This window comes from Niabella drilacis (assembly GCF_900101395.1).
GTDB classification, from domain to species: domain Bacteria; phylum Bacteroidota; class Bacteroidia; order Chitinophagales; family Chitinophagaceae; genus Niabella; species Niabella drilacis.
The window spans coordinates 88,792-102,836 of sequence record NZ_FMZO01000012.1 but is presented as its reverse complement, the minus strand read 5'-3'; the positions used below and the strand labels follow the sequence as shown (position 1 = coordinate 102,836).

Sequence of the window (14,045 nt, the reverse complement as noted above, 5' to 3'; positions counted from 1 at the left end):
AAGCCGCGTATGATAAAAAGGTAATGCACCCGGTACCGTAGGGACAAAAAAATTGTATCCGGAATCCCGTACCTTTATCGCTTACTTTGGCTGCTAAATGCTTTTAAGAGAAAAGACATACCCGGACGACGTGCTGATCGAGCTGATCGCTCAGGATAATAAGGAGGCATTTGCGCTCATCTATGACCGCTATTGGAAAAAATTATACACGACCGCGTTCAGAGCTATTGGTGAGCAGCAGGATGCGGAGGATATCCTGCAGGAAGTATTTCTTTCCCTGTGGAACCGGCGCAGGGAGATCCGCCTCAGGGGCTCACTTGCTGCCTACCTGGAGACCAGTGTCCGGTACAAAGCTATTAATTACATAGAAAAGCATATTACCCAAAGAAATTTTCTTGCCCTGTTTGCAGATACAGCTGTTCAATCGGCGCATCTTACTCCTGAACTAACACTGCGTTTAAAGGAAATGAACGTATTGATTGGCAAAACGGTAGATGCAATGCCTCCAAAAATGCAGGAGGTGTACCAGCTGAGCCGCCAGCAGCAACTCAGTCATAAGGAGATTGCCGAGTTGCTGAACATTTCGGCGGAAACGGTGAAAAAGCATATCCAGCATGCGCTGAAACTAATAAAGGAGGCGCTTGCCTGTAGTGCCATTCCCCTGTGGGTGTTATGGGAGTGTTGCCGGGTATTATAACAATGGACGGCAAAAAAAATAATCATTTTATTTACCCCCTGGCTGTCCTTTACCTGACTATATATATGAATGCAGATCATGAATCCTGAAATTGCCTCGTCCATATTGAAACGTTATCTTAACGGTACCTGTAGCGAAGAGGAAAAGCTGCTTGTGGAAGCGTGGTTTTCCCGGGTAGTGGAATCGGGTGAGCCGCTGCAGCTTCCGGCGCAGGAGATCGGGGACCGGTTATATAGCAGGATACTACAGGAGATAGCCGCGGCCGGTGTTCAAAAAAAGGAACCGGGGAAAACAGGAAGGAGGACCCTGGTCCTGCGCTGGCTGTCCGGAGTTGCCGCAATGCTATTGCTGATTGCCGGTGCTGCACTGCTCTGGGAAAATGCGGGTGTTACTCCTTCAAAAGAGCAGGGCCTGCCCATGGTAAAAGCGCCGGATATCCGGCCGGCAGGGGGAACAGCTTATCTGACCTTACCGGGCGGAGAATCCGTTGCGCTGGAAGGGCAGGCGGATACGGTGCGCTCGAGGGAGGGCCGGCTGCTGGCCCGTTTGAAGGATAGTATACTTGTTTATAACACCGGTAATGCAGGCTGTACCGCGGCCTGTAATACCCTTCATGTTCCGCCCGGGGGATTCTTCCGGATGCAATTGCCCGATGGCAGCAAGGTATGGCTCAATGCTGCTTCGGAGCTGAAATTCCCGGATCATTTTGAAGGAGGGCAAAGGATCGTGGAGCTTAAAGGCGAGGGGTATTTTGAAGTAGTGCACAATAGCCGGCAACCATTTGTAGTGAAGACCGGCGCGTTGGATGTAACGGTACTGGGTACTTCTTTTAATATACAGGCGTATCACCCGGAACAGGTTAAGACTACGCTGATCTCCGGATCGGTAAGGGTTGATCGGGATGCAAAGCAGAGGTTTATAAAACCAGGACAGCGGTACTGGTATGATCAGCAAAGTAACAGGGAAGTGATCGACCAGCCGGATCTGAGCGAGGTGCTGGCCTGGAAAGAAGGCCGCTACCGGTTTTCCAATGAACGGATACAGCATATTATGGAATGTATCAGCAGGTGGTATAACGTAGCAATAACATACCGGGGGCCGGTGCCTGAATACGGTTTCTCGGGATCCATATCCAGGAAAAAGAATGCCAATGTCATACTGAATGCACTGGAGCAAACGGAGGAAGTGCATTTCCTTTTAGAAGGGAACAGGATTGTTGTAATAAAAGGAAAGAAATAGTTTAAACAGCGTATAAAATAAAAGATTGTTTGCAATGAATGAGCCGGAGGTGGGCCAACACCCCCGGCAGTAGGATTCGTTTGCTATAATCTCGAAGCCGATAATTATTATTTTAACAAACCCATGTGTCAAATGTATGAAAATGCTTGCTTATAGCAATCGTGCCGCCCGGCATTTGTTGCTGAAAATGGTTCTGATTATGAAAATGACAATTGCATTGATGTTGTTTGGTTCCCTGCAGCTGTTTGCCGCTGTAAATGCGCAAAAGATCTCGATCGAAAAGGATCAGGTTTCAATTAAGGAGTTTTTGAAAATCATTGAGCAGAAAGCCAATGTGGAATTTGTGTACCGGGATGCGGTTATTAACAGGAATTTCCGTTCGCCGGTATCCCTGAAGAACGTGCCGTTAAAGGAAGCACTTGATGTGTTCTTTAGCCGGACAGACCTGTCCTATGAGCTGATTGATAATATGATCGTTTTGAAAAAAAGAGCGCCTTTGCCGGAGACAAAAGCGGGAATAACCCTGCCGGACAATATTATGGTGACCGGTGTGGTCACCGATGAAGAGACCCAGGCCCCGCTCTATGGCGCCACGGTAGCGGTTAAGAACACCGCCCGGATGACGACAACCGGCAGGGATGGAAGATTCCAGTTAAGAGACGTGGAGAAAGAAGCCGTACTGGTGATATCCTATGTAGGGTATACGACCCTTGAAGTTAGCGTAGCCGGACAGCAGGTGATGGCCATAAAGCTCAAAGGCGCAGAGCGGAAAATGGAAGACCTGGTCGTGATCGGCTATGGTACCGTTAAAAAAAGAGACCTGACGGGAGCTGTTGCGGGGATCAAGGAGAATGTATTGCAGGAAACAAAGGGCAGCTCGTTCCTCAACAGTATGCAGGGCCGGGTAGCAGGGCTACAGATCACCACCGGGTCCGGCGAACCGGGAACGGGATCCAAAGTGCTGATCCGCGGAGCTAATTCCCTGGCAGGAAGCAGCACCCCGCTTTTTGTGATCGATGGTGTGCAGGTCAATGAAAGTGAAGCCCCCATCGCATCCTCGCGTTTTGGAAAGAGTGCGCAACGCAACCCGCTCAACTCGATCAACCCGGCAGATATCGTTTCGATCGATGTGCTCAAAGATGCCTCTGCCACGGCCATCTACGGGTCGAGGGGCGCAAACGGCGTTATCATTGTTACCACCCGCCAGGGGAAAACAGGAGAGCCTGTTATCAGCTACGATGGAAATGTAGGGATCGCCTACCGGTCAAAGACCATCGAAATGCTGAATGGGGATGAGTGGCTGGATTACAGGAAGGACTGGACGTTGATGCCGGACAGGAAGCGGTATGAATTCGGGTATTTTACAGATTGGCTGTTCTTTTTAAATGCCGGTGAAAGAGATCTCTCCAAACTGGAGCCCCGTGATGTTTATGCATTGCCGGAATATAACTGGCAGGACGAAATGTACCGGACTGCCATTTCAACCGCCCATAACCTGTCCGTGACCGGCGGCACAAACTATACAAAGTATTCGGCAAGCCTGGGGTATAATAAAGAGCAGGGGATCCTTGAAAAAAATGATTACTCCCGGTACAATATGCGTTTGAAAATGGACCACAGCAAGAACCGGTTCCGGTTCTCACTCGGGCTTTCCTCCTCTTATTCACAATACAACGGCGCGGCACAATCCGGCGACGGTTATAATAATATGGGCATTTTGCAGACGGCATTGATCTCAAAACCCCTGGTGTTTTCGAACCCGCTTGCGGTTCAGACCCAGGGGGGATGGAAGATGCCCACAGCCAACCTGGAGCATGTAGATAAGACCACTGCTTCTCCCAATGTATCGGCCAACACCACCCTGAGCTACCGGATACTGAACGGGCTTTACCTGGCCTCTACAATAAGCGGAACGATCGTGCCTTCAAAAACGGCCGAGTTCTATGGAAAGGAAACGCCCTGGGGATATTACCTGAAAGGCCGGGCGGCTATATCAAACGCCAGCTGGATGGGATGGAGCAATACCAATAGCCTGAGTTACAATGTAGCCTTTAAGAACAAAACAAAGCTGGATGTCTTAACCGCCTTTGAACTCAATGGCAGCCGGTATGAGAACAACGTGATTGTGAAAAGTAATTTTGATGATGAAACAACGGGGATCTATGACCTGGATAAGGGGGTCATCATACAGCAGGCGTCTTCGGGTGCCGGTTTAATGAAGGCGGCCTCTTACCTGGGGCGTGTTAACTACAGCATCTTTAACAGGTACCTGTTAACGGCGAGCATCCGTGCGGATGGGTCCGACCGCTTTGGAACAGCCAACCGCTGGGGGTATTTTCCTTCCGCGGCACTGGCCTGGATCGCATCCGACGAGCCTTTCTTAAAGAACTGGAAAAACCTCGAAAGCCTGAAGTTTCGCTTAAGCTATGGGATGACCGGTAATTCCAATATTCCCGAGTTCCGCTACCTGACCCGCATGGGCAATGCATTTTATGGAGACCAGCTGGGGCTGATTCCTGCATCCATGCCCAACCCGGAACTGAAATGGGAAACCACCACACAATACAACCTGGGGATGGACCTCTCTGTTTTCGGAGGAGTGGTGGGAGTTACGGTTGACCTGTACGACAAGCGTACCACGGATATGCTTTATGAGGCGATCATTCCCTCTCAATCCGGATTTAAGACCCAGTGGCAAAACCTCGGGAAGATCAATAATAAAGGCATTGAGCTGTCGCTGAACACCAGGAATATCTCCCGCAGCCGGTTTGAATGGAACTCATCGCTGACCTTCAGTTCCAACCGGAACAGGGTGGTGGATATCGGCAATGGTTTAAAGGTAGCACCTATCGGCGCCAATTCATGGAGCTCTTCCTATATCAAGATCAACGATGTTGGCCGCATCATGGTAGGGCAGCCAATCGGTATTATGTATGGTTACCGGATGGACGGTATCTACCAGATGGAGGATTTTGACGGATGGGTTGATAAAATGGGCGTCCGCGCTCCCAATGATCCCGATATACCCTGGCAGGAGCGGGATTGGGTTCTTAAGAAAGGGATCGTTGATCCCGGTAACCTGGGAAAAGCGCGCCCTGGAACCATGAAGTTCAAAAACCTGGATGGCTCGGCCGATAACAAAATAACAGAGGCTGATAAAACGATCATCGGGAGAAGCGATCCTAAAATGTACGGGGGCATCGGGAATAATTTTAAGTATAAAAATGTTGAATTCGGGTTCTTCTTTGTATATGCGTTGGGTGGAAAAATATTTAACTCCACAAAGTTTGAACTGGAAGGCGGGTTCCCCGGGGAGTATTATAACATAACCAGGGATTTCTGGAATAACAGGTGGACACCGGATAACCCTACCAACACAAGACCGGCGTATTCCGATCCGGGGTATTATAACTCCCTGGCAGCCCTGCCCAGCGACTACTATGTGGAGGATGCCACTTTTTTAAGGTTGCAAAATGTACACCTTTCATATACTATTTCGCCAACGCTGGCTAAAAAACTGGGAGTGAACAGCTGTAAGTTTTACTATGTGGCCGATAACCTGTTTACAGTAACCTCCTATAGCGGTTATACCCCGGAGGTGGATTCAGGCAGCCCGCTGCTGACCGGATTTGATATTATTGGCTACCCGAGAGCTACTTCGCATAAGGTAGGTGTAACGATAAACTTTTAAGAATGCAAGCAATGAAAAAGATATTTTATTTTGGCGTGATGCTGCTGCTGACCGTTTTGGCCGGCTGTAAAAAATTCCTGGACTCCAAACCGCTGGACTTTACCTCCAACACGAACTTTTATCGCAATGCTAACGATCTGGAAGTGGCACTTACCGGTTGTTATGGGATATTGGGAGAAAGTTATGCTGTCAATTACAGGAGCGGTATGTTTCTCATCGGGAATGTGGGCACCGATGAAATTGTCGGCAATCCCTATTCGACCCCCGATCCCGAATCCAATATGGACCAGTTCATCAATGGAACCGTTGTGAAAAGCAATAAAAACATCCGGGATATCTGGTCAAAAATGTATACGGGGATCTATGCTGCCAATGAACTGCTGCACCATACCGGTGGTATTGATATGGATGCAGACCGCAAAGCAGAGATCGAAGCCGAGGCCCGGTTTTTAAGAGGCTGGCATTATATGTACCTGGGTATGATCTTTGGTGGTGTTCCGGTTTATACCGATGTACCTCATGCTGCGGATAAAAGCCGCGATAAGCTGGAAGGGGTCATGAACCAGGCGATCACAGACCTGCAATATGCGTATGAGCACATCAGCGGCGGCAGGCCCCTGGATATTACCCGGGCATCCAAATGGTCCGCCGCCGGCTACCTGGCAAAATTGTATTGCTACCTGGCCAGCTGTAAAAAATACAATGTGGGCGGTACCCTGGGGTTTGGCCTGAATAGTTTCAGCTGGGTAAATGCAGATGAAATGTATACAAAAGCCGGGCAGCTGATCCGGGATATTGAAACCAACAGCCCGTTTAAACTTACAGATGATTACAGGAGCCTGTTCGTGGAAGGCTCCCTCGATAAGCAAAAGGAAGAGATCCTGCTCACTATTGCGCCTTCTCCCAATAAAAGAATCGGGTTTGGGCTTATGTATTACCAGTTGCCGGTGGGCAGCGAAGGAGGGGGCTGGGGCACCTGCCGTCCTACACAGGAAGTGTATTCCAACTATAACCGGAATATGGATGCAAGAGGAAACTGGGTGGTTGGCGGGCTGGCAGATGGGGACGTAAAAACCCAGGTTATTGATGGTAACACGTATATCATACCAAAGGAATTGCATGTGGGCGCGGGAGGGGAAGCGTATGATGGCGACTACTGTGTTACCAAGTTCCGGTATGTAAAAACGACCATTAAACATGATGATTATTATGTAGGGTATTATCCTCTTTTGCGTCTGGCGGATCTGTACCTGCTGGAAGCGGAAGTTACAGCACATTTTGAGGGCGATGCAAAAGGCCGCGATGTGCTGAAAAAGATCCGGGCCAGGGCGCTGGTTAAAAATGCAGGGTACAAAGTGGAAGACCTGCAAAGTCTGTACGGCAGAACGGATTTTGTTTCGGAGCTTTTAGAAGAGCGCTCAAGAGAGCTGTGCTTTGAGCAGCAACGGAAATTTGACCTGGTCCGGTTTAACCGGTATGAATCCGGGATCAAATCTTTGTCTACCACTTTTGGTGTATGGAACAGGAACGGGGCGCTCCAGCTGGTAAGCAATATTACCGATCAGAAGATCTGGAGCCCGGTGCCGGAAGAAGATGAAATAGCCAATCCTAACCTGAAACCCAATAATCCCGGTTACTAACCGCCAACAATCAAAAAGTTATGAAAAAGCTATTTTTCCTGGTACACAGTATGCTGTTTTTTTGCGGGTCCTGTTCCCATTCGCAGGTAAAAGCACCTCCCGTAAAAGACAATGCGGGTAAAGTGCGGGTAGGGGCCTGGTATTTTGGCGGATGGAGCTTTCCTCCGGATGATGCGGCAGGTCACACCTTCCATATAAGCCCAACGCTGGTGAGCAGCTATGCAGAGCGGGAGCCCGTTTGGGGCTGGCGGGAGGATGCTCCCGGCGTTATGAAGGACCAGATCCGCTATGCACACGACGCAGGGTTGTCATTTTGGGGATTCTGCTGGTATGAGAACAGTCTTGTGGCCAACTCCGCTTATATGGATAACCTGAATAAGGCCCTGGATCTTTTTCTCAGCGCGCCCAATAAGAACGAGCTGGATTTTTTTCTTTTGTCCTGCCATCCCGTGTCTGCCGCTAATTGGGAAACGGTTTGTAACCGAACGGTCCGGTTGTTCAAAGAGCCCAACTATTTAAAAGTTGAGGGCAGGCCGATCATTGTTTTCTTTAATACCGATGAGGTCATAAAGGGATTGGGAGGCGAAGCAGGTACAAAAGCCGCATTTGCCCGGTACCGGCAGCAGGCAAAGGCTGCGGGGGCGGGGGATCTGTTAATTGGTGCAAGGACCATTCCCTCCGATCCCACGGCCGCCGCCAGGATCAAAGCAAGCGGGTTCGATTTTATTACCACGTATAACAATGCGGATGACGGTAGGCTGCAGCCAGGTGAAAACGGTTATCAGAACCTGGTGCAGGGCGACCGGAAGGTCTGGACAAAAATAAGTGCAGCATCCGACCTGCCTTATGTACCAACCCTTGGTGCGGGGTATGACATGCGCCCCTGGGCAAAAGATCACCCGGCCATACCCGCCTCCGATTATTGGTATACGGGTGTTACACCGCAAAAGCTCGCCGGTCATCTGACGGATGCCGTCAACTGGGCACAACAGAACCGGTCAAAAGTACTGGGCGGTTTACTGTTCATATACGCCTGGAATGAGAATGGCGAGGGGAGTTGGCTTACACCTACCAAAAAAGAAGGAGCGGCCAGGCTGGATGCCATAAAAAAAGTATTAGCGAAATAGAAACCGGTATAAATATGAAAATGATCAGAACTATATTCCTGGTGACAGGTCTTTTGGCCGGTATTCCGGGGCAGGCCCGTGATAAAGACAGTGCACAGGTAACATCGTTGCGGCTGGAAGGGTATCTGGGTCAAAGGATCGACCAATGCATTACCAACAGGATCCTGTCCCAGGACCCGGATTACCTGGTAGAACCTTTCCGGCATAAAAATGAAACCTCAAAATGGCAGAGCGAATTCTGGGGAAAGTGGACCCTGGGCGCCTGTGAAGCGTACCGGTACAACCGGAGCGAAGCCCTGCTCCGGAAGATCAGGCAGGGGGCCAAAGCATTGATGAAAACACAGCTTTCCAATGGCTACATCGGCAATTACCGGTCTTCATCATACCTGGCAGAATGGGATGTATGGGGGCGCAAATACAGTTTACTGGGGCTGCAGGCCTATTATGCCATTACCGGCGATCCGGCAGCCCTGGAAGCCTGTAAAAAAATGGCAGATCACCTGCTTTCCCAGGTAGGTCCCGGGCGGGCCAATATAGCAACTTTGGGTAATTACAGGGGCATGGCTGCAGGCTCTGTTCTGGAACCGGTTGTTTACCTGTACCGGAATACACGCGATCAAAAGTACCTGGATTTTGCCAACTACATCGTCCGGCAGTGGGAAACGGAAACAGGCCCGCAGCTTATCTCAAAGGCGTTGAACAATACGCCGGTAGCATCCCGTTTTTTGCCGGTGCCCAAGGCCGCGCAATGGACCCAGAACGGAAGCAAGGCCTATGAGATGATGTCCTGCTACATCGGGCTGCTGGAGCTTTATAAGATCGTAGGCGATCAGCGTTTCCTGGCCGCGGCCGAAAATACGGCAAGGCAGATCATGGAACAGGAACTAACGGTTGCCGGCAATGCCAGCGCAAACGAGTGTTTCTGGCATGGGGCAAAGAACCAGACGGTGGCGGCTTTTGCATCCAATGAAACCTGCGTTACCGTAACCTGGATGCAGTTTTGTGAACGGCTATACCAGCTGACGGGGAAATCTGTCTATATGGATGAGTTGGAAAAAACAGCTTACAACGCCCTCCAGGCATCCATGAAGAACGACGGCCGGGCGATTGCCTCCTATATTTCTTTAGGCGGTTTCAGAAGATCGGGAGAACGGCAATGTGGTATGGATATGAATTGCTGTGAGGCAAACGGGCCAAGAGGTTTTACGGCTTTGCCAGGTGCCGCATTGGCAGTTGGTAAGGACCTGGTTACCGTAAATCTTTACACGGATCTGGATGCAGCAGTTGCGTTGAATAAAAAGAATAAGATAGGAATCCGTGTGCGGACGGGGTACCCGAAAACGGGAACCGTTGAACTGGCGATCGATGCCGGAAAACCCGCCGGGTTTACGCTGGCACTGCGGATCCCGGGTTGGAGCAGGACCTGCACTGTTTATGTAAACGGGGAAAAAATAAACAACCCGGATATTTCGGGGAATTACGCCCGCCTCAACCGCAGCTGGAAAAAAGGCGACCGTGTAAAACTGGAGCTGGAACTGGAAGGCAGGTTGGTTGTGCTCAATAACCACGTTGCCCTTGTAAGAGGCCCGGTAGTACTGGCCCGGGACAGCCGGTTTAACGATGGGTTTGTAGATGCCTCTGTTGCTATTGAACATTCAAAAGACAACAGAGTCGTTTTGACCCCCGGACCCGATAACGGGTTTGCCTGGATGAACTTTTCGGTAACGGCGCTATCGGGTATCTATCACGATGATCCGGGGTTCTTCCGCAAAATTCAATTCTGCGATTTTGGATCGGCCGGAAATAGCTGGGATCCCCAAGACCGTTACCAGGTATGGCTTCCCCGGACTATTGAAACAGCCGACCGGGACACCTGGTGGTAAAAAAAATAAAATAGTTATGATAACAAAACGGTTTTTAATATGGCCATACCTGTTCCTTTTATTAGGAAGCCTTTCCTGCGTCAGCGACCGGGGGGCGGTAGGCCGGCACAGAAAAATACAACGCGTGGTGATCTTGGGCAACAGCATTGTAGCCCACCCCCCAAGCGAAAAAATTGGTTGGTTACACGACTGGGGAATGGCGGCAAGCTGCAGGGAATGCGATTTTGTACACCTGCTTAAGAAAGATATTCAGCAGAAGGCCCCCGGTGCAACAGTGGTATGGGGAAGTATAGCAGCCTATGAAAACAATTACAACACCTATGACCTGTCGCAGGTTGCAAGGTACAAAGATGCAGACCTGCTGATTATTAAAATATCGGAGAACGTAAAATATGAAGCCGGCATGGAAGCCGGATTTATTGAAAGCTTTGATAAGCTGGTGAAAGCGCTTACGCCGCTCAATAAGACGAAGATCGTTATTGCGGAAGGCTTTTGGCCAACCCCTGTAAACGCCATGCTCAGGAAATATGCACAGGCACATAGTTTACCGCATGTGCCTATTGAAGATCTGTTTGCCAATGATAAAACAAATGCCGCCATCGGGCAGTTCGAAAACGAAGGGGTGGCCAATCATCCATCCGATAAGGGCATGAAGAATATCAGCGACAGGATCTGGAATGTAATTAAAAACGATTTCTAATATAACACAAGTATGCAACAGTTTAAAATGATCTCAATGTTATTGCTTTGCTGCATGGGCTTTACGCATTGCAAAAAGCAGTCGGATGTCCCGCTATTTACAGTAAGCATCGAATCCAACGGAGGCATGAATATAGCGCCTGTTAAGGTCCGGTCCGGAGAGCGGATCCCGTTAAACAGGCTGTTCCCGGACCCCATCATTGCGGATGGAGGTAAGTTCGGAGGATGGTTTGCAGATGCAGGGTTAAAAGACAGCTTCAATTTTGACACCCCTGTTACGGGGAACCTGACGCTGTATGCCAAATGGATCTATCCGCTGCACCGGGTAACCTTCCGGATGAATGGCGGCGGCGCTATCGATCCGGTAGATGTGATAGAAGGCCGCACGCTGTCATTGCAGAAGCCGGGCCGGGAAGGGTATGTTTTTGTGGGCTGGTATGCCGATGAGGGCCTGACGAATATCTATAATATGAACACGAAGATCGTCAGTGATCTTACTTTGTATGCCCGGTGGGTGCAACCTTCACCCCAGGGGTGGTTTAACATTGATGCGGCTGGCAACCTGCTGTCCTGTGCGCCCCCGGAGGGAACAACGACAGTGGTCATCCCTGAAGGGGTAAAGACCATCCCGGATTGGTTTGTGCTGGCCAACGGATTAAACCAGCCGGGTAAACCGGGGTTCCCTTCAGGAAAAGCAGTTAAAGAATTTATCCTGCCCGAATCCGTGGAGAAAATAGGAACGGGCGCTTTTAAGTTTGCTGCCATTACCTCTATCATCCTGCCTCCCGGGATCAAACAACTGGATCCGGTCAGTTTTGAACAATGTGATCAGCTCATCCAATTTGCTTTTGCAGCAAACAGCCAGCTGGAGAAGCTCGTATCCAATGCTTCCAATGAAGCGGTCATCTCTTCAGCCTCGCTAAAGACAATATCGTTTCCGCCTTCTTTGCAGTACATTGGCAAGTACACGTTGAACGGGTGCAGCGCGTTACAATCTGTAACATTTGAAAGGGCTTCTTCACCGGTAATTATAAACGACTACCTGCCCGGTGGCGGGGTGTGGCTGTTTGGAGGATATTTCCCCGGATCTGTACGGGTACCGGAAGAGGTCCGGCAGGCCTTCCTGGCAGGAATCCGGCTGGTGATGCAGGATTATGAATACGGACAATGGGCCGGTATCCTGCAGGGCTACTGATTGTTTCATTGGTTGCCGTCATGATTGCAACAAAAAAGGGGAGCTGCTTTGCTCCCCTTTTTTGCAATTAAGCCATAGCTCATTTTACATTAGCACTTACGATCTTGGCCAGGTCGAACATAGATACCTGTGATTTACCGCCAAACAATGTTTTTAATTTATCATCGGCGTTGATCATCCTTTTATTGGCTGTATCCTGCAGTCCCTGTTTTTTGATATAGGCCCATATTTTTTTAATTATATCCGGGCGGGATGCTGGTTTGTTGCCAATAACAGCTGCCAGTGCAGCGCTGGGCGTAAGGGGCACCAGCAGGGCAGGATTGATCTTTCTTTTCTTCTTGGGAGCTGCTTTCTTAGGTGCTGCTTTTTTTGCGGCTGCTTTTTTGGGAGCTGCCTTTTTTACGGCTGCTTTCCCGGCCGCAGGGCGGGCCGCTTTTACAGGAGCTTTTGTTGCTTTTTTGGGAGCTGCTTTCTTAGCGGCCGCTTTTTTGGGTGCTGTTTTCTTTGCAGCAGATTTTTTCGCTGTTGCCATGATAATGGGTTATGTTGTGAAATTTAGAATAACGTAATAAAGTTAGCAAAACATCGATTAATAATAAGATATATCGGGTTGATATATTTTTAAAATCCTGCAAATACTTCAAAACAGGTAAAAAAGCTGATTCTGATCTAATGCTATGAAACTCAATTTTATGTGCCGAATTATTGCTGCATTTTGCTGTTTGGGGCAGCAAGGCCCGGTTATTTTTGTTCCTCTTTTAACCTCCGTTTCCCGAAGTAGAGGCGCCGGATATCCGGATCGGCCCCCTGAAATGTCTGCTTTATACAGGGCTGTATTGCTATTCATAGGTTACTTTTCACAGGGGTAAAAGGCCGCAGCAGCCCGGGGCTGCAAACAGCAACAGAGCGCCGGGGTTGTTTTAGCTTTATTAAGGAACTGCCTTAGGTTAAAGCGAAATATTGTAATGAAATGGCGAACAATACGGCCGGGTCAGGGCTGTATCCGGGGTGGAGGAAGGGTCAATTGCGGCAGCTGGCTTTCATCCGGACAAACGACTTCTATAACCGGATTGCCGGCCACCCGGATGGTTTTACGGCTTCTGCCGGGCAGGATCTTTTCCACCGTTCCCTTTTTTATATACAGCTCCTTCCGGAAGGCTTTGATCTGGTGCCTGCTTAATTGCTCCCGCCGCTCCCGGAGCACCTGTGTAAGGGATGATGGTCCGGTCTGCTGCTTTTCCAGTTCAACGGACCCTATCTTATAGTGCCCATCCCGGTATTCTATGCTGAGGTTACGTTCGCGGGAGACCGTGTTGTCGTTCACAACGGCATATATTTCATCATAGGTCTCGGGGATCTGGTAGGTATATAAAAAAGCAGGGGCATTCCTGTCCTGGCCGGGCTGCTTTATAGCGATCGTTATTTCATGGCATTCTTTCCTGTTAACAGGGATGTAGGTATAGTATTCATAGGCGCACCGGGGCGCTTCCTTATAAATTGGGCGGAATGATTCTCCGGACGGCCCGATGCGCACGAACGCTTCCCGGTTTCCAAAACCCCGGAAACAGATCTGCCCGGCATGGCCGTTTCCTCCGGATACAAAAAGATCCACCGGGTCGGTTGCCCCGAATACGAAACGGGCTTTATTCCGTTCAACGGCTTTCCATGTTCCCTCAAGGTACCGGTCTTCACTGAAGATATGGAAGCGCCCCGTTTTTTCAAGAATGAAATGCGTCTTTTCGTTACTGCCGTCAATAGGTTTTGCGATGTAATATCCCTCAAACTGTGCCGGAGCGGATCTATTTAAAAGCAAAAGGACCATCAATAATACAAACCGGTTTTTCATAAGGAGCAAAGTAAATAAAAAAAGACAT

10 protein-coding genes are annotated in these 14,045 nt (G+C 49.6%); 8 read left to right on the top strand and 2 right to left on the bottom strand.

The genetic code is table 11. From position 1 onward, the window contains the following. Nucleotides 1-97: 97 nt before the first annotated feature. The 8 genes from BLS44_RS18985 (at nucleotide 98) to BLS44_RS18950 (ending at nucleotide 12,171) form a co-directional block, all read left to right on the top strand. Nucleotides 98-697: an RNA polymerase sigma factor gene (locus BLS44_RS18985; RefSeq protein WP_090391812.1), complete on the top strand. Its 600-nt coding sequence runs from the start codon at nucleotides 98-100 to the stop codon at nucleotides 695-697. Between the two features lie 78 nt (nucleotides 698-775). Beyond that, nucleotides 776-1,936: a FecR family protein gene (locus BLS44_RS18980; protein WP_176954481.1), complete on the top strand. Its 1,161-nt coding sequence runs from the start codon at nucleotides 776-778 to the stop codon at nucleotides 1,934-1,936. Nucleotides 1,937-2,135: 199 nt separating this feature from the next. Next, on the top strand, nucleotides 2,136-5,627 hold the full coding sequence (locus BLS44_RS18975; RefSeq protein ID WP_176954480.1) for a TonB-dependent receptor: 3,492 nt from the start codon (nucleotides 2,136-2,138) through the stop codon (nucleotides 5,625-5,627). Between the two features lie 11 nt (nucleotides 5,628-5,638). Further along, nucleotides 5,639-7,267 carry a RagB/SusD family nutrient uptake outer membrane protein gene (locus BLS44_RS18970; RefSeq protein ID WP_176954479.1) on the top strand — a complete coding sequence of 543 codons (1,629 nt, stop codon included), beginning with the start codon at nucleotides 5,639-5,641 and terminating at the stop codon, nucleotides 7,265-7,267. Nucleotides 7,268-7,287: 20 nt separating this feature from the next. Further along, nucleotides 7,288-8,394: a glycoside hydrolase family 99-like domain-containing protein gene (locus tag BLS44_RS18965; RefSeq protein WP_090391808.1), complete on the top strand. Its 1,107-nt coding sequence runs from the start codon at nucleotides 7,288-7,290 to the stop codon at nucleotides 8,392-8,394. Nucleotides 8,395-8,414: 20 nt separating this feature from the next. Then, nucleotides 8,415-10,277: a beta-L-arabinofuranosidase domain-containing protein gene (locus BLS44_RS18960; protein ID WP_176954478.1), complete on the top strand. Its 1,863-nt coding sequence runs from the start codon at nucleotides 8,415-8,417 to the stop codon at nucleotides 10,275-10,277. 16 nt (nucleotides 10,278-10,293) lie between these two features. Then, nucleotides 10,294-10,977 carry an SGNH/GDSL hydrolase family protein gene (locus BLS44_RS18955; RefSeq protein ID WP_090391806.1) on the top strand — a complete coding sequence of 228 codons (684 nt, stop codon included), beginning with the start codon at nucleotides 10,294-10,296 and terminating at the stop codon, nucleotides 10,975-10,977. Nucleotides 10,978-10,989: 12 nt separating this feature from the next. Next, nucleotides 10,990-12,171, top strand: a complete 1,182-nt coding sequence (locus BLS44_RS18950) for an InlB B-repeat-containing protein (RefSeq protein WP_090391805.1) — start codon at nucleotides 10,990-10,992, stop codon at nucleotides 12,169-12,171. Between the two features lie 79 nt (nucleotides 12,172-12,250). Here BLS44_RS18950 and BLS44_RS18945 read toward each other — a convergent pair whose 3' ends face one another. Continuing rightward, nucleotides 12,251-12,703, bottom strand: a complete 453-nt coding sequence (locus BLS44_RS18945; protein ID WP_090391804.1) for an SWIB/MDM2 domain-containing protein — start codon at nucleotides 12,701-12,703, stop codon at nucleotides 12,251-12,253. A gap of 459 nt (nucleotides 12,704-13,162) precedes the next feature. Next, complete coding sequence (locus BLS44_RS18935) at nucleotides 13,163-14,017, bottom strand: hypothetical protein (RefSeq protein ID WP_090391802.1); 855 nt, start codon at nucleotides 14,015-14,017, stop codon at nucleotides 13,163-13,165. Nucleotides 14,018-14,045: the final 28 nt, after the last annotated feature.

What these genes read in the sequence shown, in the direction of transcription:
- BLS44_RS18985 (WP_090391812.1), top strand. Translation starts at nt 98, where the DNA reads ATGCTTTTAAGAGAAAAGACATACCCGGACGACGTGCTGATCGAGCTG.
- BLS44_RS18980 (WP_176954481.1), top strand. Translation starts at nt 776, where the DNA reads ATGAATCCTGAAATTGCCTCGTCCATATTGAAACGTTATCTTAACGGT.
- BLS44_RS18975 (WP_176954480.1), top strand. Translation starts at nt 2,136, where the DNA reads ATGAAAATGACAATTGCATTGATGTTGTTTGGTTCCCTGCAGCTGTTT.
- BLS44_RS18970 (WP_176954479.1), top strand. Translation starts at nt 5,639, where the DNA reads ATGAAAAAGATATTTTATTTTGGCGTGATGCTGCTGCTGACCGTTTTG.
- BLS44_RS18965 (WP_090391808.1), top strand. Translation starts at nt 7,288, where the DNA reads ATGAAAAAGCTATTTTTCCTGGTACACAGTATGCTGTTTTTTTGCGGG.
- BLS44_RS18960 (WP_176954478.1), top strand. Translation starts at nt 8,415, where the DNA reads ATGATCAGAACTATATTCCTGGTGACAGGTCTTTTGGCCGGTATTCCG.
- BLS44_RS18955 (WP_090391806.1), top strand. Translation starts at nt 10,294, where the DNA reads ATGATAACAAAACGGTTTTTAATATGGCCATACCTGTTCCTTTTATTA.
- BLS44_RS18950 (WP_090391805.1), top strand. Translation starts at nt 10,990, where the DNA reads ATGCAACAGTTTAAAATGATCTCAATGTTATTGCTTTGCTGCATGGGC.
- BLS44_RS18945 (WP_090391804.1), bottom strand. Translation starts at nt 12,703, where the DNA reads ATGGCAACAGCGAAAAAATCTGCTGCAAAGAAAACAGCACCCAAAAAA.
- BLS44_RS18935 (WP_090391802.1), bottom strand. Translation starts at nt 14,017, where the DNA reads ATGAAAAACCGGTTTGTATTATTGATGGTCCTTTTGCTTTTAAATAGA.